At 43.9% G+C, this 26,543-nt stretch carries 20 protein-coding genes and 1 riboswitch; of the genes, 3 read left to right on the top strand and 17 right to left on the bottom strand.

Features of this window, described 5'->3' with window-relative positions; all coding sequences use genetic code 11:
- Positions 1-125: 125 nt before the first annotated feature.
- Positions 126-1,307 (bottom strand): methionine adenosyltransferase, encoded by a 1,182-nt coding sequence (gene metK / locus NFR88_RS08970; protein ID WP_251615303.1) that lies wholly within the window; start codon positions 1,305-1,307, stop codon positions 126-128.
- 80 nt (positions 1,308-1,387) lie between these two features.
- Positions 1,388-1,506, bottom strand: a riboswitch (SAM riboswitch).
- Between the two features lie 121 nt (positions 1,507-1,627).
- Here metK and NFR88_RS08975 point away from each other — a divergent pair.
- On the top strand, positions 1,628-2,821 hold the full coding sequence (locus tag NFR88_RS08975) for a hypothetical protein (protein WP_251615305.1): 1,194 nt from the start codon (positions 1,628-1,630) through the stop codon (positions 2,819-2,821).
- A gap of 267 nt (positions 2,822-3,088) precedes the next feature.
- On the opposite strand, the gene NFR88_RS08980 is transcribed toward NFR88_RS08975, so the two are convergent.
- Positions 3,089-3,838 carry an N-acetylmuramoyl-L-alanine amidase family protein gene (locus NFR88_RS08980; protein WP_160202149.1) on the bottom strand — a complete coding sequence of 250 codons (750 nt, stop codon included), beginning with the start codon at positions 3,836-3,838 and terminating at the stop codon, positions 3,089-3,091.
- Between the two features lie 108 nt (positions 3,839-3,946).
- On the opposite strand from NFR88_RS08980, the gene NFR88_RS08985 reads away from it, so the two are divergent.
- On the top strand, positions 3,947-5,152 hold the full coding sequence (locus tag NFR88_RS08985) for an alanyl-tRNA editing protein (protein ID WP_251615309.1): 1,206 nt from the start codon (positions 3,947-3,949) through the stop codon (positions 5,150-5,152).
- A gap of 27 nt (positions 5,153-5,179) precedes the next feature.
- Here NFR88_RS08985 and NFR88_RS08990 read toward each other — a convergent pair whose 3' ends face one another.
- The 11 genes from NFR88_RS08990 to NFR88_RS09040 all read right to left on the bottom strand — a co-directional run bounded on the left by NFR88_RS08990 (position 5,180) and on the right by NFR88_RS09040 (position 18,908).
- The gene (locus tag NFR88_RS08990) at positions 5,180-6,073 is read right to left on the bottom strand and encodes a DMT family transporter (protein ID WP_160202147.1); all 894 of its coding nucleotides are present in this window, start codon (positions 6,071-6,073) and stop codon (positions 5,180-5,182) included.
- An 81-nt stretch (positions 6,074-6,154) separates the two neighbouring features.
- Entirely contained in the window at positions 6,155-6,811 is a 657-nt protein-coding gene (locus NFR88_RS08995; protein WP_160202146.1) for a 3-oxoacid CoA-transferase subunit B, read from the bottom strand.
- Entirely contained in the window at positions 6,799-7,512 is a 714-nt protein-coding gene (locus NFR88_RS09000; protein ID WP_160202145.1) for a CoA transferase subunit A, read from the bottom strand. Before NFR88_RS09000 ends, NFR88_RS08995 begins: the two co-directional genes overlap by 13 nt.
- A gap of 251 nt (positions 7,513-7,763) precedes the next feature.
- The gene (gene kamE / locus NFR88_RS09005; RefSeq protein ID WP_160202144.1) at positions 7,764-8,558 is read right to left on the bottom strand and encodes a lysine 5,6-aminomutase subunit beta; all 795 of its coding nucleotides are present in this window, start codon (positions 8,556-8,558) and stop codon (positions 7,764-7,766) included.
- A gap of 17 nt (positions 8,559-8,575) precedes the next feature.
- A complete protein-coding gene (gene kamD, locus NFR88_RS09010; protein WP_160202143.1) occupies positions 8,576-10,129 on the bottom strand; it encodes a lysine 5,6-aminomutase subunit alpha in 1,554 nt (517 codons plus the stop codon).
- Between the two features lie 14 nt (positions 10,130-10,143).
- The gene (kamC, locus tag NFR88_RS09015) at positions 10,144-11,787 is read right to left on the bottom strand and encodes a lysine 5,6-aminomutase reactivase ATPase KamC (protein WP_251615312.1); all 1,644 of its coding nucleotides are present in this window, start codon (positions 11,785-11,787) and stop codon (positions 10,144-10,146) included.
- A gap of 15 nt (positions 11,788-11,802) precedes the next feature.
- Positions 11,803-12,819, bottom strand: coding sequence for a lysine 5,6-aminomutase reactivase subunit KamB (kamB, locus tag NFR88_RS09020; protein ID WP_160202141.1), 1,017 nt, complete (start codon positions 12,817-12,819; stop codon positions 11,803-11,805).
- Between the two features lie 86 nt (positions 12,820-12,905).
- Positions 12,906-14,165, bottom strand: a complete 1,260-nt coding sequence (gene kamA, locus NFR88_RS09025) for a lysine 2,3-aminomutase (RefSeq protein WP_160202140.1) — start codon at positions 14,163-14,165, stop codon at positions 12,906-12,908.
- A 154-nt stretch (positions 14,166-14,319) separates the two neighbouring features.
- A complete protein-coding gene (kdd, locus tag NFR88_RS09030; RefSeq protein ID WP_160202139.1) occupies positions 14,320-15,387 on the bottom strand; it encodes an L-erythro-3,5-diaminohexanoate dehydrogenase in 1,068 nt (355 codons plus the stop codon).
- A gap of 200 nt (positions 15,388-15,587) precedes the next feature.
- Positions 15,588-16,634 carry an L-erythro-3,5-diaminohexanoate dehydrogenase gene (gene kdd / locus NFR88_RS09035; RefSeq protein WP_160202138.1) on the bottom strand — a complete coding sequence of 349 codons (1,047 nt, stop codon included), beginning with the start codon at positions 16,632-16,634 and terminating at the stop codon, positions 15,588-15,590.
- 198 nt (positions 16,635-16,832) lie between these two features.
- On the bottom strand, positions 16,833-18,908 hold the full coding sequence (locus NFR88_RS09040; RefSeq protein WP_251615315.1) for a sigma-54 interaction domain-containing protein: 2,076 nt from the start codon (positions 18,906-18,908) through the stop codon (positions 16,833-16,835).
- A 157-nt stretch (positions 18,909-19,065) separates the two neighbouring features.
- Here NFR88_RS09040 and kal point away from each other — a divergent pair, with 157 nt between their 5' ends.
- The gene (gene kal, locus NFR88_RS09045; protein ID WP_160202136.1) at positions 19,066-19,458 is read left to right on the top strand and encodes a 3-aminobutyryl-CoA ammonia lyase; all 393 of its coding nucleotides are present in this window, start codon (positions 19,066-19,068) and stop codon (positions 19,456-19,458) included.
- A gap of 501 nt (positions 19,459-19,959) precedes the next feature.
- Here the strand turns inward: kal and NFR88_RS09050 are convergent.
- From NFR88_RS09050 to NFR88_RS09065, 4 genes are all read right to left on the bottom strand, one after another.
- On the bottom strand, positions 19,960-21,717 hold the full coding sequence (locus tag NFR88_RS09050) for an NADH-dependent [FeFe] hydrogenase, group A6 (protein ID WP_251615318.1): 1,758 nt from the start codon (positions 21,715-21,717) through the stop codon (positions 19,960-19,962).
- 16 nt (positions 21,718-21,733) lie between these two features.
- Positions 21,734-23,569 carry an NADH-quinone oxidoreductase subunit NuoF gene (gene nuoF, locus NFR88_RS09055; protein WP_371874462.1) on the bottom strand — a complete coding sequence of 612 codons (1,836 nt, stop codon included), beginning with the start codon at positions 23,567-23,569 and terminating at the stop codon, positions 21,734-21,736.
- A 12-nt stretch (positions 23,570-23,581) separates the two neighbouring features.
- Positions 23,582-24,067 (bottom strand): NADH-quinone oxidoreductase subunit NuoE family protein, encoded by a 486-nt coding sequence (locus NFR88_RS09060; RefSeq protein WP_160202133.1) that lies wholly within the window; start codon positions 24,065-24,067, stop codon positions 23,582-23,584.
- A 324-nt stretch (positions 24,068-24,391) separates the two neighbouring features.
- Positions 24,392-26,386, bottom strand: coding sequence for an Ig-like domain-containing protein (locus NFR88_RS09065; protein WP_251615321.1), 1,995 nt, complete (start codon positions 26,384-26,386; stop codon positions 24,392-24,394).
- Positions 26,387-26,543 lie beyond the last annotated feature (157 nt).

The following is a 26,543-nucleotide window of genomic DNA, read 5'->3' on the forward strand; positions in this document are numbered from 1 at the left end:
TATGTCAATACTTATTCTCAAAAAAATCCCACACCACATTTTCTGTGATGTGAGATTTTCTTAACTTAATGCCATTGGTTTACCTTTGCTGGGGATTTTGTATTGCTCTATTATTCTGCTTACGCTTATTTCAAATAACCTTTCAACTCATCCACTTTATCCAGTTCTTCCCAAGGCAGCTGGACGTCCTTTCTGCCGAAATGTCCGTAAGCGGCAGTCTGTCTGTAAATCGGTCTGCGCAAGTTAAGATCGCGGATAATTGCTGCAGGGCGCATATCAAAATGCTTGTCGACAATGTCAGCAATTTCCTCATCGGAAAGCTTGCCGGTACCGAAGGTATCCACCATGATGGAAACCGGTTTTGCCACGCCGATTGCGTAAGCCAGCTGAATTTCACACTTATCCGCAAGTCCTGCTGCTACCACATTCTTCGCAGCGTGTCTTGCCGCATAGGAAGCGGAACGGTCTACCTTTGTAGGGTCTTTACCGGAAAATGCGCCGCCGCCATGACGCGCATAGCCGCCGTAAGTATCGACAATAATTTTTCTGCCAGTCAGACCGGAATCGCCATGAGGTCCGCCGATGACAAATCTGCCAGTCGGATTGACATAGTACTTGGTTTCATCATCCAAAAGTTCTGCAGGAATCACCGGTTTAATCACGTGCTCAATCAGATCATTTCTAATCTGCTCCTGGGTCGCTTCCGGATCATGCTGCGTGGAAATCAAAACGGTATCGATTCTCTTCACCTTATTTCCATCGTATTCCACAGTAACCTGGGTTTTTCCGTCAGGACGAAGATATGCAAGTGTACCGTCTTTTCTTACCTTAGTCAGCTGCAGCGCCAGCTCGTGTGCCATCTGAATCGGCATCGGCATGTATTCCGGTGTTTCATTGCAGGCATAGCCAAACATAATCCCCTGATCGCCTGCTCCGATGGTGTCAATCTGGTCATCGAGGGTACCTTCCTTATATTCCAGCGCCTTGTCAACACCCATAGCGATATCGCCGGACTGTTCATCGATGGCAGTCAGCACTGCACAGGTATTTCCGTCAAAGCCATACTCCCCTTTGTCATAGCCGATATCCGTGATGACGTTTCTCACAATTTTCGGAATGTCGATATAGCACTTGGTGCTGATTTCTCCCATAACCATTGCATAGCCTGTGGTAGTTGTCGTCTCGCAGGCAACGCGTCCATAAGGGTCCTGCTCCATAATTGCGTCCAGAACAGCGTCAGAAATCTGGTCACAGATTTTGTCAGGATGTCCTTCTGTCACGGATTCTGATGTAAATAATTTCTTCATGTTTTATTTCCTCCCAAATATTACCAAACAAAAAACCTTTTCTCTCATATGGAAGAAAAGGTCTGATTATCGGTCATCATTCCTCATCTTTCAGAATAAGATAATTCTGTAGGATTTAGCACCTTTTCTGTCAGTACTAGCTGACACCTAGGTTGCCGGGCTTCGCAGGGCCTATTCCCTCAGCCACTCTTGATAAGGATTATCATATAAATTATACTCTTTTTAAATTCTTTGTCAATGACATATTGTATTTTTGTCAAAATAGGATATACTCTATTTATTGAACCATTTAAAAATTTTTAGCTTATTGAGGTAGACGTTTGAAAAAGAATCAATTTACAGTTTTACGCGGCGGCTTGCTTGACAGTGCCGCTACCAGCAGAAAAGAATTTGTATCAGCTTATATAACAAACACCCGATTGATGGGCGTACTGGGCATGTATATGCATTTTAAACTCCCAGATAACCTCGTCCAGCGAGATTTACATCAATTCTTTTACTTTGATGCCGAAGAATACGGCTTTGAAACCTATCACAGCGTTCTGGGAGAAAACAGAACACGCATCTTTGAAATTGAAAACTCTCTGATTGGCGGTCTTGGCGGCAAAAAAATTCCCCTAACGGAAAAACAGGCACAGTATCTGCTGCAGGAATATGCCGAATTTAACCGTGCTCACAATATCCCTTTGCCGGAGGGCCTTTCCGAATATGAATTCCTTCTTAACGAAAAGGCTACTCTTTCAGAGCCCGAGCTTTACATTTTGATGCAAAAACAGTGTGTCAGACCCGAAAATGCTTACGAATCAATCAACTATTTTCTCATGCGTATTTTTGGCAGAGATTTCAAAGCCGCTGCATTTCTCTCTGATAGAGACATTTTGCTGGATGTTTTTCCAGAATATGACGCAGGAACCTTCTGCAAAAATACGATCGAGCCCACAGACGCACCGAACACTTTTCTGTGTCAGTCCCTGGTTGAATTTCGCAATTCCTATTATATCGTACTGACGGAAATCACATTGTCTGGTCTGACTGTTTGCAGCTTTGAAAGAAACAGCATCATGAAAATTTCTCCGATTGAAGCCGCTATGCTGCTATCTCGTTCGGAGTTTGTTACCGTCTATGAAATGTTGGAGGAGCCAGATTCCTTCTCCTCAGAAACGACTCCAAAAGCCATGACTGCAATGGTAACACCTCACGACACCGGAAAACTTTACATGATTTTTCATTCCGATAATAAACATGTCGCACGAAAGGAATATCGCCTCAATGAAGATGTCCTGGGCATGTATTTCGTTTCCGATGCGGGGCAGGTAATTGCTGCTGCTTATACGCTTGAAGATATCTATCTCTTGGAAAAAGACCTCGCAGGCTCTACCATTTCCAAAAGTCTGATTCCAACTCAGCGTTACGAATTTCAGGAGCCAGTTCTTTACGAATTTATCCAAAGTACTATGGATCGTTTTGAAACTTTTGTAGATATTATTCAGAACAATCCTGGTGATGAAATCTAATCCCAAATTTACACTCAAAAAGAACACAAGTTGTCGTTTTATGTCAACCTGTGTTCTTTTTTAACGAAGATTTTTCAACAAGGGAGAATTCCTTGAATTTAGACATTTCAGCGACTTATCCACAAGGATAAGTCGGATTGTATACATTTTTCTGCACATTACGATATGGATAACTTTACAAAGCATAAACGTTTATTTTTCAATACTAATTCGTATATTATAAATTTGTCAATAGGAAGTTATCCACAATTTTTGTATAAATTATCCTCATGGATTTGTTCGACTGTCTACAATCTTTGTTCGCCCATTTTTTGGCAAAGATAAATTATAATATTCTGCCACTGCACTGATTATTCCTTCTGCAATCTTTTGCTGATATGTCGGATTTTTCAGATTTCCAAGGTCCTCCGGGTTAGATAAAAAACCGCATTCCACTAAAATCATCGGATGATCTGCATTTCGAAACAGATACATCCCGCTCTTAGGAAGTACAATTCTGTCAGCACCATCTCCCAGCTGCTCTTTTAGACTCTCCTGTATCTTCTCTGCAATTTCCTTGCTATCCTCCATAAGCGACGTTTCCACTTCTTTCGGATAAAACACCTGTGCCCCATGAACACTGCTATCCGATGGAAAACTATTGAGATGTATGCTGATAGTCAAGGTCGGTGATGCCGCCTCTATTACCTCTTTTCGCGCTTTTAAATCTCCAACCTTTGTCCATTTTTCTGTCCCTTCAGCAATAAGACCGTCCTCTGTTGCTCTGGTTAAAATAATCTGCATACCATAATTCTCCGCCTCTTCCTGCAAAGCCTTTACAATATCTAAATTTATCTTCTGCTCTTTTGTTCCGTCACCGCCTATCGCGCCGCCGTCCATACCTCCATGGCCAGCATCCAGCACCAGAATCACCTGTGGTTCCATCTTCCCTGCCGTTTCGACCACCTTACTGTAGCTCGGACTGAAACACACAAATGCAAGCAGCAAAAGAACCATCACTCCTTTTTTTACTCTCAAATTCTCTCTCCTTCCTTCTTTTTTCAATATATGAAGTAAAAACTAAAATCATGTAGATGTTTTAAGACCAAAGCTGTGTTATACTGAAAGGAAGAAAAGGAGCACAAAATGGATACAAGAAGACTATTTAAAGAAGATGTATACTTAAAAACTGCCAAGGCGGTAATCACCGATATACAAAGGGAGGAAGAAAATCTCGTGCTGATTCTCGATCAGACGATTTTCTTTCCCGAAGGCGGCGGTCAGAGCAGTGATATCGGCACCATTTCTGACCTTACTGTAACACACGTGTATGAAGATAAAGACTACATCTATCACCGCTGTGTCGAAAAAGAAAGCGAATTGTCGATAGGCGATGAAGTAGATATTGCAATCGAGTGGAAGCATAGATTCGATAATATGCAAAGACACTGTGGGGAACACATCTTATCCGGCAAATTCTATGAACTCTTCGGCGGCGTCAACCGTGGATTTCACATGGGTGAAGATTATATGACCATCGACATCAGTCTGGAAGAAAATCCAGCATATAATAAAATCACTTGGGAAATGGCAAAGGAGGCAGAGCTTGCTGCCAACGAAGCAATCTGGGCAAATCTTCCGGTCATTACCCGCCACTATGACAACAGACAAGAAGCCGAACACCTTCCGCTGCGCAAAGCCCTTGCCTTTGACGAAGATATTTCCATCGTTTGCGTGGGAAGTATAGAAAACCCTGCCGACTGTGTCGCCTGCTGCGGCACCCACCCTGCTGCTTCCGGTCAGGTCGGCATAGTAAAACTCTACAAGGTAGAGCCGAATAAAGGCATGTTCCGCATTTACTTTGAAGCCGGCAAGCGTGCCTTTCTCCACTATCAGGACCGTTACGATATCCTTACGAATCTGGAACATAAACTTTCCGCAGGTACAGACGACCTGCTGGACAAATATAACGCTCAGAACGCAAAAAACAAGGGTATCCGGGATGAACTTTATCATTTGAAGAAATGGGTCGTTGCACGAGAAATAGAAGATATAAAAGCGCAGATTTCCCCGGCTTTTGTCAGATATTACGATAAATTGTCTATTGACGATATACTGGAGATTGGACGCAGTCTCTCCGGCTGCATCCCCACCATCGCTTTTCTTGTCCATCAGCCGACGAACACCATTCTCCTGTTCTCCGATCAGCACGACTGCGGTAAACTGGTAAAAGAAAATGCCCCTATCTACGGCGGCAAAGGCGGCGGCAACCAAAGTTCTGCCAGAGCCATCTTCCCTAAAGCCGAATATGTAGATACTTTTATCGACCTAATAGAAAAACACCTGCGCTAACAGGTGTTTTTTCTATGTAATTTAAATTTACTTCTGTCTCTGTCCACCTAGGTTCATAATGGCGATGGACGCTAGCACCAGAACAATTCCGGCAAGCTTCCACAAGCTAAAATCTTCCTGTAAAATAACAAATCCGATGATTGCAGCAACTACTGTCTCTACCGATGCGATGACTGGTACCTTTGAGGTTTCCAGATTCATGGAAAGCCCTTTCATATAGATAAAGTATGCCACCACCGCTGTAATCAGTCCATATGCAAAAGCGCCCGCCATAAAGCCAGCAGAACACAAATCTCCTATCTCCAGCCATGGCTTTGCAATCACCGCCATAGTAAGAGATGCAAAGAGAAAACTGTAAAAAGTCACTGTCGTTGTATCATAGTCCTTCGCAATGGTTCCGAAGATTGTCATCAACGAGTACAAAAAACCGGCCGCAATACCGATTAGAACGCCATATCCTAGAAAATCAACCGTATCAAAATTACCGCCGGTTACCGTCAGTGCACAGCCTGCAATATTTACAGCAAGTCCTGCAATCTTATTTGCACCTATCTTCTCTTTAAAAATGATTCTGCTCATAATGCAGACAAAAATCGGTGATGTATAAAGCAGTACGGCAGCAGTTGCAGCACCAATACTGCCGATTGCCTCGGTATAGGCGTAGTTAAACATCGCCTGACATACAACACCTAGAACTGCACAGAGCAGCAGCCCTTTTCCATCGATGCGAAATAGCTTCGTTCCGCCAAGAAAAAGCATTACCGGTATAATCCAAAGGGCAGCCGATGCCATACGAAAAAATACGATCGTTGCTCCCGATGCACCGTAACTTCCAAGCAAGTTAATGAAAAGTCCCATGGTTCCCCAAAGGCAGCCGGAAACGAATACATAGATATATCCTTTGTTTGAATGATTTTTCATAACTTTCCCCGTAACAAAGAGGAGATCCGCATGCGGGTCTCCTCCGTAATTCTTAATCAGATTTTTCGTCCTGTTTGAAGATTATTCTTCTTCCATCGGTTTCATTTCTGGATCGAAGTGAAGTTTGCAGCCAGTTGCTGCCTGAATATCTTCTCTGCTGTAATCCGGATGTAATTCTGTTACCCAGATGCCATCTTCTCTGACTTCCATTACGCCCATTTCAGTAATGATTTTGCTGACGCACTTTTCAGCGGTCAAAGGTAATGTGCACTTTTCTAAGATTTTGTGATTACCCTTCTGGGTGTGCAGCATTACGATGATAACCTCCGGACAGCCTGCACAAAGGTCCATAGCACCGCCCATACCAGCAACCTTCTTGCCTGGAACAATCCAGTTTGCCAGGTCGCCGTTTTCAGCAACTTCCATAGCACCAAGGACTGTAGCTTTTACGTGTCCGCCTCTTACAAGACCGAAAGATTCTGCAGTATCAAAGAACTTTGCTCTTGGCAGTGCAGTTACATATACACCACCAGAGTTGATGATATCAACATCTGTATTGGTTTCGTCTGCAACAGCATCAATACCTGCAAATCCATTTTCGGAGTGGCAGGTTACTGCAATGTCATCTGGAATATAGTCTGCTACCATGGTAGGAAGGCCGATTCCCAGGTTAATAAAGTCGCCGTCTTTAAATTCTTTTGCGCATCTCTTCGCAATTCTCTGTTTTAAATCTGCCATCTCTTTTCTCCTTCCACAATAGCATCTACGAGAACGCCTGCAACTGCAAAGTAGTCAGGGTCAATCTCGTTAATTTCAACAATCTTTTCCGGTGCAATGATGGTGTGCTCTGCAGCACCAGCCATTACATAGTTAAAGTTTTTCGTTGTCTTGGAACAATAGTAGTTACCAAATTTATCAGCTACAGTAGGTCTGATGAACGCATAGTCAGCGCGCAGCGGCATTTCGAATAAGTACTTCTTGCCTTCCAGTTCTACAACTTTCTTTTCTCTTCCTAATTCGTCCAGCTCTTCCTGCACCGGTGTACCAACACCAGTCGGAGTCAGAACACCACCAAGACCGTAAGCTGCTGCTCTGATCTTTTCTGCTAAAGTACCCTGTGGAACCAGTGTGCACTTCAGTGTGCCTGCTACCATGCCATCGCCAATCAGCGGGTTCATACCTACGTGGGAAGCGATGATGTGGTCAACCATACCAGCTTCGAGCAGTTTACCGATACCTCTTGCAGTCTTAGCGCCGTAAGTTCCTACTGGCAGACCGCCGTCGTTACCGATTACTGTCAAATGCTTAACGCCTTTTCTTACAAGTGCGTCCATGATAACTTCCGGGGAACCTGTGCCCAGGAAACCGCCGACCATAATGGTCATGCCGTCTTTAACGCCTGCAACTGCTTCATCAGCAGTCATAATTTTGTTAATCATTTTACAATCACCTTTCTATATCATATTAGTTTAAACAATAACAACCCCACCCTTCCACGAAGCAAAGCTTCGGGCGGGTGCCCGGGAACCTTGTTGTCCTAAGGCAATAAGTGTTCATGAGAAAATCATACACCAAACGGATACATCTTGCAAGAGGATTCTTGTCCAAAATCTGTACCCTCCGCATGTGATAATGGGCGCTGAACTTAAAGTTCAGGCGCCCGCAACTCATGTCATATTATCATATGAGATTAGCGATCAGCGATATTTTTCTTATCCTGCCAGCCTCTCTTTTCTACTTCCTGCATGATGTAGGACATAACGTGTTCTGCATACTTTCCAGGACCAAAACCTGCGTCGTAGCCCAGTTCCTGTGCTAATTCGTGGGAAATTCTAGGACCGCCGCAAGTCAGGATAATTTTGTCACGCAGACCTTCTGCTTCCATCAGTTCAACCATTTTGGTCAGCTGCTGGATGTGAATATCCTTCTGTGTTACTGTCTGGGATACCAGAATTGCATCAGCGTTCAGTTCTTTTGCTTTTGCAATTAACTGTTCACAAGGAACCTGGGAACCCATGTTATGCGGATCTACATTCTTAAATCTTTCCAGACCGAAGTGACCGTGGAAGCCCTTCATCTGAATGATTGCGTCGATACCTACGGTATGAGCATCGGATTCGATGGATGCACCTACAACGGTGATATCTCTGCCGATGTGTTCGCCAATCCATTCGCCGCATTCCACACGATCCATTACAGTACCTTCAACCTTAGGAACATTGATAGCTGTAAAGTCGATAGTTGGCTGTGCGGAGCCGTAAACGTTAAAGAATGTATATCCTGTTGTCAGTTCGCAGTAGTAAGCTACGTTTGGCTCAGCCAAACCTAATTTCTTAGCATACTGCTTTGCGCATTCTTCAGCTTCTTCACCGTAAGGTACAGGAAGAGTGAAGGCTAACTGAACTTTACCGTCGTTAAGTGCATCGCCGTAAGGCTTAACACAAGTTAAATCTACACTGCTTGTTGCTTTGCATTCTGTTGTCATGACCTTGCACCTCCTTATTATTCATGATCCATAAACAATTCAATAAACGGATTGAAGTAGTTTTCACCTTTAGTGGAAACACCTTCCAGACCGTGACCACCGTCAAACGGACGTTTCACGCCACCGAAGATACCCTTTTCGATTGTGGAGAAGAGACCTTCTTTTTCAACTTCAGCAAGAAGAGCGTCTGCTTTGCCCAGAACTTCCTGTGCTCTCTTCTGAATGATACCGTCCTTCTTGAACTCAACTTCTTCACCGATGTGTCTGCAGTTGTTGAAAATGTAACGAGCATTTTCAATGGACAGATATCTATCCTGCATCAGCGGTGTATGAATTGCTTCTGTCAGCATACCAGTCAGCAGCAGGGACTGATTCGTCCAAACTGTTACTAAGTTGAACAGCGCATCCTGCAGGTGACCTCTAAAGATGTTACCTGTCATGAACTTTGTAGGAGGCATGTATTTTAATCTTGCCTTAGGGAAGATTTCTCTTGCCATCTGTGCCTGAGACAGTTCAAGCAAGAAGCCGTCTTCTGTAGCAGGATCCATTTCAAATGCGTGACCCAGACCCATCTGTTCTTCAGGAATGTTAGCAAGTACTGCAAACTGTTCGTTGATGAACTGAGAAGCAGTTACAGTGTGAGCTGCTTCGATTGCGTCGTCTGTTGTCAGGTAGTTGTCTTCACCGGAGTTAAAGATGATACCGCAGTAACCGATGATAACACGGCTCATGAACTGGTCAACCAGTGTTCTCTGCATGTTGATATCTCTGAACAGGATGCCGTAGATAGCGTCATTTAACATTACGTCTAATCTTTCCAGTGCGCCCATTGCAGCGATTTCAGGCATACACATACCGGAGGAGTAGTTACACAGTCTGATGTATCTGCCAACTTCTTCACCAACTTCGTCCAGTGCTTTTCTCATGATTCTAAAGTTTTCCTGCGTAGCGTAAGTACCACCAAAGCCTTCAGTTGTTGCGCCATAAGGTACATAGTCAAGCAGGGACTGTGCAGTAGTTCTGATTACAGCGATGATGTCTGCACCCTGTCTGGCAGCAGCCTGTGCCTGAATCACGTCTTCGTAAATGTTACCAGTAGCAACGATTACGTAGATGTAAGGCTCTGATCCTTCACCGATAGTGTCTAAGTACTCCTGACGCTTTGCTTTCTGCATGTCGATTCTTTCGAAAGTAGCTTTGATTGCAGGCTTTAATGCTTCAGCAGCTTCTGCTTGGGAGCAGGTCGGAAGTTTTGTGATATCCAGTTTGCCTGCAGCCATTTCTTCTGCGATTTCCTGCGGTGTCTTGCCAGTCTGTACGATTGCATTACCAATCCAATAAGCGACACCTGTCGGCAGCGCACCCGCGTCCTTCAGCTGGTCTACTACCACGTTTGGAAGCGGTGTGTCAACATCGTCTACACCGTCAACTCCCAAAAGTCTCAGAATTGTTCTCTCTGTGCTGACTGTAGTGTGTCTGTCAATGAAGTCCTGCATGTCATGTGCAATGTTTGCCGCATGCTGACGAGCACTGTCAACTACTTTTGGGTCAAGGTTTAATTTGCTTTTCATCCTTTTCTCTCTCCTTATTTTATATATTTTTGTGCTCCATCAATAATTTCCTTATTGATGCCTAACATTTTCGCGATATTAAGCGCGTCTTTTGGTATTTGCCCTTGTTTTTCTACCGTATATAAACGATAGTCCATATACTTAGAAATTATATTAATCCGCTCTTTCCTATTCGCATATTTTAACTCGCTGTCGAGTTTGCGGAAGTCAACATCTGCCAGGCCTCGCACCTGCATATTCTTAACCCCGTTTTCCTCGGTCACCGCCTCAAAATGCGTAGTCATGAGGGTAATATACGGTTTGTCTTTGAGGTAATCCACAAGGCTTCTGGTCAGCGCCAGACCCTCAATCGGATTGGTTCCGCTGGCAATCTCATCGATGAGAAGCAGCGAACGATTCTCACTGTGATCTAAAATTTCTTTGAGTTCTTCCATCTCGCTTCCGAAACTGGAAAGGCCTCTCTCGACCGACTGGCTGTCTCCAATTAGAATCTGCATATAGTTAGAAAGTCCCACCTTTGCCTTTTGACAAGGAACAAAGAATCCATACTGCGCCAAAATCGGCACCAGTCCAGAAAGCTTCAGTGAAATGGTCTTTCCTCCCATATTGGCACCTGTAATACAGGTAACTCCGTCAGTCAAGGAAATGCTTACCGGACAGTAAGTTTTCCCCTTGGACTTCAGCACGTCTTCAACTTTGGATTGTCTGCCTTCTACGATTTCAACGATATGCGCCTCAACGATTTCCGGCTTTACGCAGTCGTGCTTGATGGCATAAAGGGCTTTGCCCAATGCCACATCGAGAAGTCCAATTCGTTTACAGTTACGCAGAAGCACATCTGCAGACTCTGCTATTTTTAGGGAAAGACGCTGCCTTACAACGGTTTCTTCTTCCTCAATTTCGGTAACCAGATTTTCCATCTGCTCTGTCAGCGCATAAATCTTTTCATCAGGTTTTAATTCAAAGGTTACGGTCATGTAATCTTCATCCACCTGCTGCAAATCCGGCACGGCTTTATACTTTTCCAGCTCTCCGCCGGTCTTCGATACTGCACAGTCAAACTTCGGTGTTAAAATGATACCGTATTCTCTCTGAATCTCCGCTTTTTTCGCCTTCTGCGTCTTTCTGATAGAAACCTCTATACTGTGCTTTTCCTTTCGCAGCTGCGCCAACTTTTCGGAAAAGTCATCATAGATATAAAAAGTATTAATTCTGTCTTTGCTTGGATCCAGCTCGTCCAAAAGAGCTTCCGTCGGTTCCAGCGTAAACTCCACCGGAACTTTCGTGGTCGTTTCCCCGCAAATCTTTTCAATTTTTCTCATCATCAGAAGCAGAGTCTTTACTTCGTAGAGTTCTACGACGGAAAGTGCATTTCTACTGCTTCGCTCGATGGTATATGTAGTATCCTTGATTTCCATGAAGGCTTCTGAAAGCAGCTCTACGCAACGCTGATTTTCCTTCGCAAAGGCAATCATGTCCTCGATTTTATCAAGTTCTGCGCGAAGTTCCTCTTCCTCACCCGGAAAAAAAGGTTTGGTTTCTTTTAATATATTTTTACCAAAAGGGGTATTTAAGTCAATCTGCTGCATGACATAGTCAAGACCAGTTTCTGCTTTAGTCTTGACATTGGCAAGCCGCCTGTTTGAACCGTGTTTCATAAATCCTCCTTCTGTTTATATTCTAACGTCAATGACCGGAATATCCGGAAGCGCTTCCTGCATAGCATCTCGCAGAGCTTTGTGGTCGAAAGAGTAGCCGCTCGGCGCAATAGGGTTGACCGTTACCGCCGCAACTTTGATGTTCTTCATGACACTGACCTTAAACTTCTTCTTGCGAAGCTTGCCCCAATCCATCTGATTGATGAAAATCTTAGTCGGGTCTTTGAGAACAAAGTGGACTCTTTTTAGCTTACTTGGGTTGATGTCTGCAATTACGCTGTTTGTAAATGCGCCCGGAATGTATACATATTCCGTTTCATCATCAATTGCTTCATCGATAAAGCGGCTGGATCCAAGACCCGTTGCAAGGTCTAAGGCTTCTATATTATCACCTTTGATAAGCAAAATCTTGTCCAGATTCATATGCTCTGCAATGAGCGCTCTTGCCTTGCATTCCTCCAATTCGGGGAGGCTGTAAAGCCCGATGATGTGCGCTGTATCCTCGATTACTTTCTTCATGCTGCGGGACAAAACTGCGCCGGTGGACAAGATAATCGCGTCTGATGTCTCCGGCGAAGCGATAGACTTTCGGTCGATAGCTCCGTCGATGAGAATCAGTTCACAGCCCATTTCAAACATCTCCTCACACATCTTCTTCGTGTGAGCAGTCGCCACAGGTCCTGCTATCTGCACATAGCCGCTATCAGCGACTCTGCAGAGGAGCAAATCTCCAATAGAAGTTCTGTAATCTGATTTTTTTACGATTTCAAGTCCTGCTTCCGCCAAATCATAAAGTTGTGTCGGAACGGACACGATGGTATCTTCGTAGAGATATACCTTTGGTTTTTCGGTTCCCGTTACTAAGTCCTGTGTTTCCCCGTCTCTGCCGGTAGAAGTAATGCCCAGAGTAATACCCTCATCATCAGCTTCTTCAATGAGATAATTGAGCGCTGTAGTCTTTCCTGCATTCTTCGCCATGCCAACGATGGAAAGCGTTTTATATTTTTGTGACAAATCGTAAAGTAAACCCATTTCTTATCCCTGTTTGTTCTAAAATTTCTGTATTCCTCGTTATAAAGGTATAGGGAGACCCAAGCCTCCCTATACGCATACACCAATTAGTGTTTGTTTCTTTCGTGTCTTGCCAGGTTGGAAGGTTCCATAGATTTAATCTGTAATCCTTCTCCTAATGCAGATACACCCTGATACTTATAAGTCTTCTTACCAGTGCAGTAGTCGCAAGTGCACTTCAGATCCGGCAGACGAGGCTGAGTGTAAGTAGTGATAACGCCTTCGTAGTTTCTGAGAATTACCTTATCAGGTGTCTCGGAAATAATGTACTGAGGCATTACCGGAGTCTTACCACCACCACCAGGAGCGTCAACTACGAATGTAGGAACTGCATAACCGGAAGTGTGTCCTCTCAGACCTTCGATGATTTCGATACCCTTCGCAACGGATGTTCTGAAGTGTTCGATACCAACAGACAGGTCGCAAATGTAGATGTAGTAAGGTCTTACTCTATTCTTAACCAGCTTGTGTACTAATTCTCTCATGATGTGCTTACAGTCGTTAACACCTCTGAGCAGTACGGACTGGTTACCAAGAGGAATACCTGCATCAGCAAGCTTACGACATGCTTCTGCTGCATCTTCAGTGATTTCCTGTGGGTGGTTGAAGTGAGTGTTCAGCCAGATTGGGTGATACTTCTTCAGCATGTTAACCAGGTTATCAGTAATTCTCATTGGCATTACAACCGGAGTTCTGGAACCAAGTCTTACGATTTCCACGTGGTCAATCTTTCTCAGTTCGCTGATGATGTATTCTAAGGTATCATCTTCTACGCACAGAGCGTCACCACCGGAAAGCAGAACGTCTCTAACAACCGGTGTCTTTCTGATGTATTCGATACATGCATCGATATCTTCTCTAGATCTAGCACCATCAGTTTCACCTGCAAGTCTTCTTCTAGTGCAATGTCTGCAGTACATGGAGCACTGGTCAGTGATGAGGAACAGTACTCTGTCCGGATATCTGTGAGTCAGACCAGGAGCCGGGGAGTCAGCGTCCTCGTGAAGAGGGTCAGCATCGTCAGCTTCAGATCTGTGCATTTCAGCCAGTGTAGGAACTGCCTGCATTCTAACTGGATCTCTCGGATCATCTGGATCCATCAGGGAAGCATAGTAAGGAGTGATACCTACTCTGAATCCACCGATAACTTTCTGGATTTCTTCTCTTTCCTGGTCAGTCAGGTTTAATACCTGTTCGATATCTTCCAGAGTAGAAAGTCTGTGAGATACCTGCCAGTGCCAGTCATTCCACTGTTCATCGGTAACATCCTTAAACAGAGGAATGTCTTTCCAATTTCTGATTGCCATAATAATAAATCTCCTTAAATTCGTGATTTAAATTTGTATGATTATAAATTAAATTGAAGTTTTTCTTATGATAGCCACAGCTTCCGAGAAGGAAGCCGTGGCAGTAAAGTTTGTGTTATGTTGATTTTATAATTTGATGTACATCATCGATTGATTATGCGTACATTTCTTCGAATAACTTTCTCAGTCCTTCGTGTTCTCTCAGGCACTGCAGAGTGATTGCTGCGTGACCCTTAGTGTAACCGTTACCAACGATCATGTTCACGTCTTTACCAACACCTTCTGCACCAAGAGCTGCCTTAGTGAAGGAAGTAGCCATGGAGAAGAAGTATACAACACCGTCATCCTTAGTAGCTAAGATGGAGGCCATTTCTGTGTTTTCAATGTTTACACAGTTAATAACTACGTCGAACAGTTCGCCGTCAGTTAATTCCATAGCTTTGTTGTACATGCCAACTGCATCTGTAGCGTCCATGTGGAAATATTCGTCAGCTAAATCTAATGCTCTCGCTCTGTCTTCGGACTTCTGGGAACCAGCTGCGCAAACAACTTTACCAGTTACGCCAGCTCTCTTCTTTGCTTCGTATAAGCACAGCAGACCGGATTTTCCGCCGCCACCGATAACCAGAATTTTCTGACCGGACTGGCACAGTTTAGCAGCCTGTGCAGGAGCACCAGCTACGTCTAATGCGGATAAAGCAAGTCCTTCCGGCATATCGTCAGGAATGATTCCGTAGATACCGCTCTGGAACAGGATAGCCTGACCTTTGATATCAACCTGGTCGATGGTTGGTCTCATTTCCAGAATTTCTTCGATTACCAGTGGAGTCAGGGACAGGGATACTAATGTAGCAATCTTGTCGCCGACTTTCAGTTCTCCAACGTAGTTAGGACCAACTTCTTTAACAGTACCAAGCAGCATACCGCCGGAACCAGTCCAAGGGTTCTTGTGCTTACCAGCTTTAGCAACAATGTTCATCATTGTCTGCTTTACTTTTTCCTGATCTTCAGGAGAGTTTTCGATATCTGCAGGCTTCTTGCCATCGCAGGATCTTCTAACGATTTCAGTGAAAGAAGCAGAGTCAACGTTTAAAGTCTTAACGTCAATCAGTACTTCGTTATCGTAAATTTCCATAGTGTTATCGATCACATCTGCTGGCTGTGGTAAAACACCTTTTGGTGAAATAACTCTGTGGGTTCCGTAAGGGCATCCTTTTTTCATAATAATCATCCTCCTAGAAAAATATTAACTCTTTTAAAATTTATGCCAAGGCATAATTTATGACTATCTATATTATAAAACTGTTGCCGCTTAGTGTCCATAGTCCAATTTTAGCTCACTTCTAAATAATTTTTAAATTAACAATCGAACCGATTTCTGTTCGTTTTTCAAAAGAACAGAACCACTTTCGGTTCATTCGTTTATGCATAAAGTTCAGCAAACAGTCTCATGATTCTTTCGTCTTCTCTAAGAACCTGAAGAGCTGCATTGGCATGTCCCTTTGTATAACCGTTACCAATGAGCATGTTGACATCTTTACCGACACCTTCTGCACCTAAAGCAGCCTTTGTAAAGTTGGTCGCCATGGAGAAGAAGTATACCATACCGCCATCTTTGCATGCCATAATGGAAGCCATTTCTGTGTTAGGAATATTAACTACGTTGATCACAACATCAGCCAGTTCGCCGTCAGTTGCTTCCATGATTTCGTTATACATTTCCACAGCGTCAGTTGCATTGACTACCATGTATTCGTCAGCACATTTTACAGACATTGCTCTGTTCAGGGATTTCTTGAAGCCGTCAACGCAGATAACTTTACCGTTAATACCTACCTGCTTCTTTGCCTGCCAGCAGCACAGAATACCAGATTTTCCGCCGCCGCCCATTACGACAACAGTGTCGCCAGGCTTACAGATCTTTGCAGTCTGCGCAGGTGCACCAGCTACGTCCAGAACAGACAATGCCAGTTCTTTCGGCATATCTTTCGGCAGAATACCGAAAAGTCCAGACTGGAACAAAATAGCCTGACCTTTGATATCAACCTGGTCAATGTCAGCTCTCACTTCTTTGATCTCGTCAATCTTCAGCGGTGTCAGAGACAGGGATACCAGTGTTGCGATTTTATCGCCAACGCGCAGATCCCCTTTGTAGTTCGGTCCGATTTCCTTTACTTTACCGATTAGCATACCGCCGGAACCAGTCCAAGGATTCTTGTGTTTTCCTGTTTTTTCTACAATGCCCAGAATGATTTCCTTAATTTTTTCTACATCACCCTCCGCTCTCTTTTCAATTTCAGTAAAAGAAGCAGAGTCAATGTTCAGTGTGTGAACATCGATTAAAACCTCGTTATCATAAATCTCCATTGTATTGTCGATGATGTCAGCCGGCTGCGGAAGTGCTCCTTTCGGACTGATGACTCTGTGGGTGCCATAAAGGTCGCCTTTTTTGTAAGTTTTGCTTTCCATATATATCTCCTTTTTCATTATATTAACGTATTTGTGCAACGATCATTCTAATAAGCAAAAGTCGTGCCAAAACTAAAAACCCACTGTTACCAATGGGTTTGCAGTTTTTCCTGTTTAGTTTTTCTATTTTTCGAACCGTTTTGTGTTCATAAGTTTTTTATGCGAACCGTTTTGTGTTCACTCGTAGCGAGGACTCATTTAAAGTTCATACTTTTTCTTCTTGCGCACCAGCTGTGTCTGGCTAATTCCAATAGCTTTAGCAACTTTTCTGGTCGACCCGTACTTTTCACAGGCATGCTTGATAATGTTTTTTTCAAAGTTGTCTACCATCTTCTCCAAATCCATCACCTTTCCATTCTCCTCCTGCATAGAGGCAAAGTCCAAGCTGCTGGTTTCAAAGACCTCCGCGTGAAGTTCTCGCATGACATCAAGAAGGGTAATCTGCTCTCCTTTTGCCGAAATCATCAGCCTCTGCACCATGTTTTCCAGTTCCCTGATATTACCCGGCCACTCACACTGTTTCAGATACTCCACAGCATCCTCGTCAATTTTTCTCTGAATCTCAAATTTATCACTGTATTTTTTTAGAAAATGGTTCACCAAAGCCGGAATGTCTCCGGAACGTTCCCTCAGATTTGGCACTTTAAGGCGCACTACGTTAAGCCTGTAGTAAAGGTCACGACGAAAGCGCTGTTCTTCTATCATATCCTCAAGATCCCGGTTGGTCGCCGACAGAATTCTCACATTGGTCTTAATTGGCGTAGTGCCACCGACCCTGAAAAACTCACCATCCTGAATGACACGAAGCAGCTTTGCCTGCATGTCCGCCTGCAGTTCGCCGATCTCATCCAGAAAAATATCCCCATTATCCGCAAGCTCAAAATAGCCTTTTTTCCCCGCAGCGTTAGCGCCAGTAAAGGCCCCTTTCTCGTATCCAAAGAATTCAGATTCTATCAGGGTTGGGGAAATTGATGCGCAGTTCACTTTGATAAAGGGCTGCATCTTCCGGTTACTGTTTTTGTGAATGATATTGGCAACTTTTTCTTTACCAACGCCGGTATCTCCTGTAATCAGCACGTTACAGTCGTATTTTGAAACGGTCAGAATCTCGTCCAAAACGCTTGCCATGGCTCTGCTTTCACATACAAAATCCTCCAGCAAAGTCTGTCTCATCCCGGAGACCTCCATTAGACGTGTCTGCCTGTTAATCGGATAGGATGGGTCGTCGTCCACACTTCTGTCCGTAGTTTCAGCCTTTTCGATATACGGCACCATATCCTTGACAATTTCTATATCGAATTCATCATAGGCCTCCAAATAGCCGTCAGCACATCTGATATCCAGCTGTCTGGAGATAGATTCCGTGATATAAAGGGCGATATTATAATTGTTAATCAGGTTCGCAAATACAACAGTTCCACCGCTTTTTGTAGCAAGAATATTGATTGTTTCCGCTCCCGGAATGTCCGCACAGTTAATAGATAAATCAAATAGCGAATCCGCCTGCAGACCGGAAAGACACTCCATCGGCTTTAAAATATCCACATAATGAACTTTAGTAAATACTTTTGCAATCAAATCGTCAATGGACTTTCCACACAGCACTGCGTCGGTTTTTTTGTCCAGTAAACACACAACCTCTGCATCTTCGCGCGCCACTTTACGTACCGCATAGCCAAAGAGCAAATTAGACAAAAGATTGTTTCCTACGATAAGAAATTTTCGTTTGCCAACCGCCGTATTACTGATTCTGTAAAGGGTTCCCGACTCATTAAATGCAAAAAGCAGCAGGTTAATCGGAATCCCTACAGGTCTTCGAACCAGCGGTACTTCATCATATAAAATAGCGTAGCCTTCTACCTCTATTTGCCCAAAAGCTTTATCTATAGACAGAATTTTATCTATATAGATTGGCACCGATGCCAAAGATGCATTGCAGACAACCTCTTCCCCGGGCACAAAATTTTTTTTGTTGTCGTATTCAGGTCCAATTTCTGACACTGTACCATACACCAGTCCGCCTGTATCCGTCACTGGATTGTGCAGCTTGCCACGTCTGATTACAATGTCCATTATTTTCTGCTTGATTCGCTGGTCGTTGTCATTGGCTTCCAGACAAATTTGTTTAAAGCTGGTTCCCTCTATATGAATTCGCTTAATATCCACCCTAATTTCTGCCGGCGACAGCTTACGTCCGTTGTCAAGTCGCCATGCCGAAGTCGGCAAAACATGCTGTGGCTCCAATACACGATTGGTTCCATAATTATGGGTCATTTTCGATTCACTCCTTTTTCATGCGAACCCATTTCGGTTCATTTCCTTTGTAATTTCAATAATAACCCATTGGCACATAATTTGCAATTATTATTTACAGATAATCTTTTTGGTTATATAATAAAAGTAACTTTTTTACATGATAAGGAGAATTAAAATGGAAGAGAAAATCACATCATTAATCAGAGTCAGAATGTCCGCTAAAGATGCTCACTACGGTGGAGAGCTGGTTGACGGCGCACATATGGTTCACCTGTTCGGCGATGTTGCTACTGAACTGTTAATCAAGCTGGACGGAGATGAAGGTCTGTTCTGCGCTTACGACAACGTAGAATTCTTAGCTCCTACTTACGCTGGAGACTACATCGAAGCTTACGGCGAAATCACTAAAATCGGAAACACTTCCAGAAAGATGACTTTCGAAGCTAGAAAAGTTATCGTTTCCAGAAAAGACATCAACGCTTCCGCTGCTGATTTCTTAGAAGAACCAATCGTAGTTGCAAGAGCTACTGGTACTTGCGTAACTCCGAAAGATTTCAAGAGAAAATAAGTTTTTTGCAAAAACTTCCCCTTGCCATTCTGTTGGCGAGGGGTTTTCTTTTGCACTTTTACCGGAAAGTAAGAAGGTGCAAAGCATACCATAGTTCGGCTAGCGCAAACAACGTGCAAGAATAGTTCGCCACGGAGTTGGCGTTCGCCACTTTCACCCGATTTTTTTGCAATTCTTGCGTTCGCCCAATAAAAAACGCCACTTTCCCGCATTAATTTTTAGCATAGCGGCGCCAAGCGCCACCTTGAAGCCCTTTTCAATGTTTTTCGGCGCAAAACTCCCTAGAAAAGGCACAACTTCCTGCTCTTTCCGCAGGAATCCTCAAAAATTAAACCAAGGATGGCGTTTTTGCAGACACCCGCGCAAGAATTCAAAAATAATTCCTCAAAAGTGGCGCGCAGGCATATCTCTGCACTGCATCACAATCCCCACCCTCCGCTTGTAAGGAGAACGCCCCAACCTTACAAGTCGGGGCGTTTAGGAGAATGTTTATTAGAATTATTATCTAGCATGGTAATGGGTGTGGAGCAGGTGGTGTGCCTTCTCACTGCCCGGCTTCTCCAGATAAGTCTTATACAGTTCCTTGATGACAGGATTCTTGTGAGACTTTCTTACGAAGCTTTCGTGATCGCTCTTGTACAGCGCTTTTGCTCTCTCCGCGCCTAAATCCATCCAGTTGCGAACAGAAGACGGCTGCTGAGGCTGACCGCCTCCATTGACACATCCACCAGGACAAGCCATCACTTCCACAAAGTCAAAATGTTCTCCAGCACGAATCCGCTCCATCAGCGCTCTTGCATTGCCAAGACCGTGAGCCGCCGCTGCTTTGATGGTTATATCGCCAATCTGCAGTTCCACTTCTTTAATGCCTTTCTCTTTTCCACGCACATCCATATAGTCGATTGAGTCAGAACTTTCCCCTGTAATGATATCTGCTACTGTACGCAGAGCAGCTTCCATTACGCCGCCGGTTGCCCCAAAGATTGTAGCAGCACCGGTGGAAACGCCCAGCGGATTGTCAAAATCGCCGTCAGGAAGCGCCGGAAAGTCGATACCAAATGCCTGAATTGCCTTGGCAAGTTCTCTGGTAGTCAGCACCAAATCTACATCAGGATAGCCTGTTGCTGCAAGTTCTTCTCGCTGTGCCTCAAATTTCTTCGCCGTACAAGGCATAATAGAAACAACTGCAATATTAGCAGGATCAATACCAGCCTTCTCCGCATAATAAGATTTGATCATCGCACCAAGCATTTCGTGCGGAGATTTGCACGAAGAAAGGTTATCCAACATATCCGGGAAGAAATGCTCGCAGAACTTAATCCAGCCCGGTGAGCAAGAAGTAATCAATGGCAGTTTTCCGCCGTTCTGCAGACGATTGAGAAGTTCGGTGCCTTCTTCCATAATCGTAAGGTCAGCGCCAGTATCCGTATCAAACACTTTATCAAACCCGATCATGCGCAGTGCAGTTACCATCTTTCCTGTTACATCTATGCCCAGCGGCATATCAAATTCTTCACCGAGAGCCGCTCTAACAGCTGGCGCAGTCTGAACCACGACATGCTTTGTCGAATCTTTCATAATCTCCCAAAGTTCGTCAAGGCTGGAATGCTCCTGCAGCGCACCGGTTGGGCAAACGTTAATGCACTGTCCACAGTTGACACATTTAGATTCGTCAATCGGACGATTGAATGTTGTGCTAACAACCGTGCCGAAACCTCTGTTGATGACATCAATTGCGCCAACCGTCTGTACATTGTGGCAGACACTGATACATCTTCTACATAAAATACACCGATTCGGGTCACGCATGATGGAAATACCGTTGTCGATATCCATAACCTGATTGGCCGTCACCACTTCCTGATTCTTTGCATAATTGGCAAACTCTGTATCCATCGTATTGGCCAGCGTTTTCAGTTCGCATCCCGTAGAACCTCTATTGCAGCTCTGGCACATAGCAGGATGATTGGACAGAATCAACTCCAAATTCTTTTTTCTAAAGTTGAGAATGTCCGGCGTATGGGTTTTTACCACCATACCCTCCGCAACCTTCTGCACGCAGGAAGCCTGCCAGTTCTTTGCACCTTCCACTTCGACAAGGCACATACGGCAACAACCGATTTCGCAGACGTCCTTCAAAAAACACAAGGTAGGAATTTTGATGTTGACCTGTTTTGCCGCCTGTAATATCGTGTAATCCTCTGGCACATTGACATCCATGCCATCTATGGTTAATTGTACTCTTTTCTTATTCTTCATCACTTCGCCCTCCAGTTTATGCGTTCTTCATGATAGCCTTAAACGGACATTTTTCCATGCAGACGCCGCATTTGAGACATTTTTCATTGTCGATGACGTAAGGTGTTGTCTTGCTGCCAGAAATACACTGCGCAGGACAATTTCTCGCGCAAAGACCACAATGCTTACAAAGTTCATCATGCACCACGAACCGCAGCATCGATACGCATACGCCAGCCGGACATTTTTTGTCTACCACGTGGGCTTCATACTCGTCGCGGAAATATTTCAGCGTAGACAGTACCGGGTTCGGCGCCGTCTGACCCAGACCGCAAAGTGCACCCTTCTTGATGTTTTTCGCCAGATATTCCAGTTCGTCCAGATCTTCCAACGTACCTTTTCCATCGGTAATCTTCGTCAGAATTTCCAGCATTCTCTTCGTACCGATCCGGCATGGAGGACATTTTCCGCAGGATTCGTCTACGGTAAATTCCAGATAGAATTTTGCGATATCCACCATACAGGTATCCTCGTCCATGACGATCATACCGCCGGAACCCATCATGGACTGCAGCTCGATCAGAGAGTCATAGTCGATTGGGCTATCAAGGAATTCTGCCGGAATACAGCCACCGGAAGGTCCACCGGTCTGCACTGCCTTAAATTTCTTTCCGTTTGGAATGCCGCCGCCGATTTCGTAAATGATTTCACGCAGCGTCGTACCCATCGGGACTTCTACAAGTCCTGTATTGTTGATCTTTCCGCCAAGGGCAAAGACTTTGGTGCCGTGGGATTTCTCCGTACCGATGCCGGCAAACCAATCTGCGCCTTTGATGATAATCTGCGGAATATTAGAAAGCGTTTCCACGTTATTGATAATGGTCGGCTTTGCAAAGAGACCTTCTACTGCCGGGAATGGCGGTTTCAGTCTTGGTTCGCCGCGGTTTCCTTCGATGGAAGTCAAAAGCGCAGTTTCTTCACCGCATACAAAAGCGCCAGCACCCAATCTGATATCTAAATCGAATTTAAATTTCAGACCCAGTACATTATCTCCTAAAAGACCATATTCTCTCGCCTGCTCGATGGCAAGGGCCAGTCTCTGTACTGCAATTGGATATTCCGCACGAACATATACATAGCCCTGAGACGCGCCGATGGCATATCCTGCAATTGCCATTGCTTCAATGACGGCATGAGGATCGCCTTCCAGAACAGATCTGTCCATAAACGCGCCCGGGTCGCCCTCGTCAGCGTTACATACCACATACTTTTCTTTTTCTTGCTGGTCAGCAGCAAACTGCCACTTGACGCCAGTCGGAAAACCGCCGCCGCCTCTGCCGCGCAGTCCTGCGTCTTTCATCGTCTTGATGACGTCTTCCGGCTCCATCTCTGCCAGCACCTTTGCCAACGCTTCATATCCGCCGTAAGCGATATATTCGTCGATGTTTTCTGGATCGATTCTGCCGCAGTTTCTCAGAGAAATACGCATCTGCTTGGAGAAAAAATCCAGCTCATTCTCAGACTGTAAACGTTTTACTACTCTGCCGTTTCTGATGTGAGCCTCCCAGATTTCGTTAATATCATCCGGTGTAACATTGGTGTACATGACGTTTTCCGGATAAACCATCAAAATCGGACCCTCCGCACAAAGACCAAAACATCCCGTCTGCACGATATGCACACGATCATGCAGCCCGTCTCTGTCCATCAGTTCATTCAGCTTTTCTCTATTTTTAATTGCTCCCGATGAGGTACAACCAGTACCGCAACAGGTCATAATATAAATTCTGTCGTCATCGTTTCCGATTCTATTGCCAAAAGACTGCAGGGTTTCTTCTTTAATCTTCTGGATATCTTTGATTGTCTTAACCATCGTTTCCTCCCGTTATTCCATAAACTCATACTGATTCATGATTTCGTCTACCTGTTCCGGGGTCAGTCTTCCGTAAACCTCATCGTTGATGGTGACGACAGGCGCCAGACCGCAAGCGCCAATACACCGGCAGGAATCCAGGGAGAATTTACCGTCCGGCGTACATTCTCCAACATCAATGGAAAGCCGTTCCAGGAATTTTCCCAAAATGTCTCCAGCACCTTTTACGTAACACGCCGTTCCCATACAGACATTAATTTTGTACTTTCCCTTCTTTTTCAGGGAAAATTGGGAATAAAATGTTACGACGCCGTAAACCTTCGCCATGGAAACGCCCAGCCCATCAGCAATCCGTTCCTGCACCTCATACGGCAGATAGCCAAAGACCTCCTGCGCCTCATGGAGGATTGGAATCAGCGCGCCTCGCTCATCTTTATGCTTTTCGATGATTTCGTCAAGCTGCGCAAACTTTGCAGTCATTTCTTTGCAGTTACACATGTTTTTCTCCTTCGAAAATGATAGATATAGATATAGATATAATTCCATAAGATGGCAACCACCCGTTAAATTTTTAACCCGAATTGGTTAATTTTTTAACCTTTACCATCGTTTTCATTTTATAACAAATTTTCTGATTTGTCAACTTTTCGTCAGATAAAAAATAAAAGATTTTATGACATTAAAGTAAGATTTGTGAATTTACCACAAAATCCAAATATATGTGCAACGAATTTTATGGGTTTTATCATAACAAAAAACGCAGCACGCCGAACCTGCCGTTCGGCGTGCTGCATCAATTCTCTACAAAACTGCTGCCTATGTTCAATAAACAAATTGTATCAAGTCTATTACTTTTCCACCTGAGATATATACGTACACCACTTGATTTCCACTTCTGTAAACCCACTCTTTAATGCCGTAGTAAGTCGCTTTGCTGACAGGCTTCCCCCAAGTTGTCAAGAGCGCCTGCTTACTGGTCATGCCGACATATAATTTATTCCCAAAATACACCATATCGCTATAAGAATCCAATTTCTGCCCGCGCGAATTATATAACGATGCACTTATTTTTGTGCCAGCAGCATGGGTGCCGATATATACCTTAGTCTTCAGCAATTTCTTCGATTGCTTGATCTTTTTCTTATATGTCTTTCCACCAATCTTTATTTTTATCATATCGCCTGCAGAAACATTTGAACACTCCACATACGCATATTTTGATGATTTATATACATATTTATAAATCTCAAGATTGGCAGACTTTCTTTTTTTCACCGTCTTTGTGATACTCGTACTGCTTCCATAATCATTGGTTACAGTAATTTTAATCTTCTTTCCAAATTTTTGTTTTGGAATTTTTAGTTCAAACTCACCGCTTCGTTTATCAGCAACAGTTTTGTAGGTTTTGCCATCTAACACTGTCTTTACCGTTGCGCCCAGCGCTGCTTCGCCGACAATCGTACTCGTTTTATCGTAGATATTATTGACCTTAATATAAACTTCTGCATTTTCAACAGTTCCTTCTGTTGTAATTACCTTTCCGGAATCATCTTCCGCCGTGATAATTATCTTTTCGCCCAACTTTTGCTGCGGATAAGGGGCATCCAGCGCAACAGTAATTTCATCATCAATAATTTTACACGGGTATGTTTCGCCGCCTACCGTAACTGTTGCTTTTACAATTTTCTCATCGGGGAGTTTACTGATAAATGCCCCCATTCCTTTTCTTTCTGCAATAACAAGAAAGAACTCCGTACTGCTCTGCCCCACATTGACAGTTACAGTCGTAGATACCTCACCAAAAGTTTTCGAGCCGACTGTCTTTACAGTAATAATGGCAGTCCCCGGCGCCTTTGCCCGAATCACTCCGTCGGCGTCTACTGTCGCTACAGCAGGATTATCCGACGTATAAGAAAAGCCTGTACCATCTCCCGAAGCCTTCGCCTTTATTTGCACCGGATCACTTTTCGGGAACAAATCAAAGGTATTTTCTTTTACTGTAATTTCCTGTTCTTTCGGGGTAATTTCAAAGTATTTGGTAATCGTGCCGTGATATTCACCACAGCCAATAATATCCACTCTGGCCATGCCAACTTCAGTATTATTATAATATCGCAAGCCATAATCAACCAGTCTATTTAGTGTCTTTCCCTGATAAGTTACAACTGGTTTCACCTCTTTCCGTTTACCATCATAGGCTACTTTAGGTTCCATTTGTACTTCAGCTTTTGCAATATCAATGCGTATCTCATATCTATACTCCCGTATTGCGCAAAAGTTTCCAATCCCTTCAACTTCAACATAGCCGTAAGTCCCATAATCTTTGTACTTCCTGATGATGTAATCTATCCCCTCTTTCAAAGGCTCTCCTTGCAAAGTAACAGTAACCTGCGGTTTTTGACCTTTTTCTGTGATTTCCGGAATTGCAATCTTACAATCACTAATGTATCTTCGACGAATTTCTATTTCTCTCCGCAATTCTCCACAGTAGCCATTAATCCCTTTGACAATAATCTCCATTGTACCGGGCATCATATTATTTTTAAACTCCAGTGTGTAATCCACATCTTCCGTTAATTTGCGATTTGACACCCACACCTTTGTAACCGGTATAATCTCTTTTCCGGTATACCAAAAATAATCCGTACCTGAATTTGTTTCTAGGTCTATGAATGAATTCCTAGATATATCGATTTTCTGCACTTCTTCCTGTCCAGGGGACTGTGTCTCATCCCCTGCATCTTCTGCAAAAATACCCGCAGGGAAACTGCAAAGCAGCATCATCAAAGATAATACAATCACAATGGCTCGTTTCATTTCATTCTTCCTTTCTTTCGTTGTGTCTTATTACTTATTATTATATTCCAGCCAATCACATCTGTAAAGCCCCCACTGTTTTTTATAGAAAATACTCAATAAATGAAAAGGGATTGTCACTCAAGTAGCCACATGATATAATACAATTAAAAAGACG

The organism is Senimuribacter intestinalis (assembly GCF_943192965.1).
GTDB lineage: Bacteria > Bacillota > Clostridia > Peptostreptococcales > Anaerovoracaceae > Senimuribacter > Senimuribacter intestinalis.

What these genes read in the sequence shown, in the direction of transcription:
- kamB (WP_160202141.1), bottom strand. Translation starts at nt 12,819, where the DNA reads ATGGGTTTACTTTACGATTTGTCACAAAAATATAAAACGCTTTCCATC.
- NFR88_RS09040 (WP_251615315.1), bottom strand. Translation starts at nt 18,908, where the DNA reads ATGACCCATAATTATGGAACCAATCGTGTATTGGAGCCACAGCATGTT.
- kdd (WP_160202139.1), bottom strand. Translation starts at nt 15,387, where the DNA reads ATGAAAAAAGGATGCCCTTACGGAACCCACAGAGTTATTTCACCAAAA.
- kamA (WP_160202140.1), bottom strand. Translation starts at nt 14,165, where the DNA reads ATGGCAATCAGAAATTGGAAAGACATTCCTCTGTTTAAGGATGTTACC.
- kal (WP_160202136.1), top strand. Translation starts at nt 19,066, where the DNA reads ATGGAAGAGAAAATCACATCATTAATCAGAGTCAGAATGTCCGCTAAA.
- NFR88_RS09000 (WP_160202145.1), bottom strand. Translation starts at nt 7,512, where the DNA reads ATGATTAACAAAATTATGACTGCTGATGAAGCAGTTGCAGGCGTTAAA.
- NFR88_RS08995 (WP_160202146.1), bottom strand. Translation starts at nt 6,811, where the DNA reads ATGGCAGATTTAAAACAGAGAATTGCGAAGAGATGCGCAAAAGAATTT.
- NFR88_RS08990 (WP_160202147.1), bottom strand. Translation starts at nt 6,073, where the DNA reads ATGAAAAATCATTCAAACAAAGGATATATCTATGTATTCGTTTCCGGC.
- nuoF (WP_371874462.1), bottom strand. Translation starts at nt 23,569, where the DNA reads ATGGTTAAGACAATCAAAGATATCCAGAAGATTAAAGAAGAAACCCTG.
- metK (WP_251615303.1), bottom strand. Translation starts at nt 1,307, where the DNA reads ATGAAGAAATTATTTACATCAGAATCCGTGACAGAAGGACATCCTGAC.
- kamC (WP_251615312.1), bottom strand. Translation starts at nt 11,787, where the DNA reads ATGAAACACGGTTCAAACAGGCGGCTTGCCAATGTCAAGACTAAAGCA.
- kdd (WP_160202138.1), bottom strand. Translation starts at nt 16,634, where the DNA reads ATGGAAAGCAAAACTTACAAAAAAGGCGACCTTTATGGCACCCACAGA.
- kamD (WP_160202143.1), bottom strand. Translation starts at nt 10,129, where the DNA reads ATGAAAAGCAAATTAAACCTTGACCCAAAAGTAGTTGACAGTGCTCGT.
- NFR88_RS08985 (WP_251615309.1), top strand. Translation starts at nt 3,947, where the DNA reads ATGGATACAAGAAGACTATTTAAAGAAGATGTATACTTAAAAACTGCC.
- kamE (WP_160202144.1), bottom strand. Translation starts at nt 8,558, where the DNA reads ATGACAACAGAATGCAAAGCAACAAGCAGTGTAGATTTAACTTGTGTT.
- NFR88_RS09065 (WP_251615321.1), bottom strand. Translation starts at nt 26,386, where the DNA reads ATGAAACGAGCCATTGTGATTGTATTATCTTTGATGATGCTGCTTTGC.
- NFR88_RS09050 (WP_251615318.1), bottom strand. Translation starts at nt 21,717, where the DNA reads ATGAAGAATAAGAAAAGAGTACAATTAACCATAGATGGCATGGATGTC.
- NFR88_RS09060 (WP_160202133.1), bottom strand. Translation starts at nt 24,067, where the DNA reads ATGTGTAACTGCAAAGAAATGACTGCAAAGTTTGCGCAGCTTGACGAA.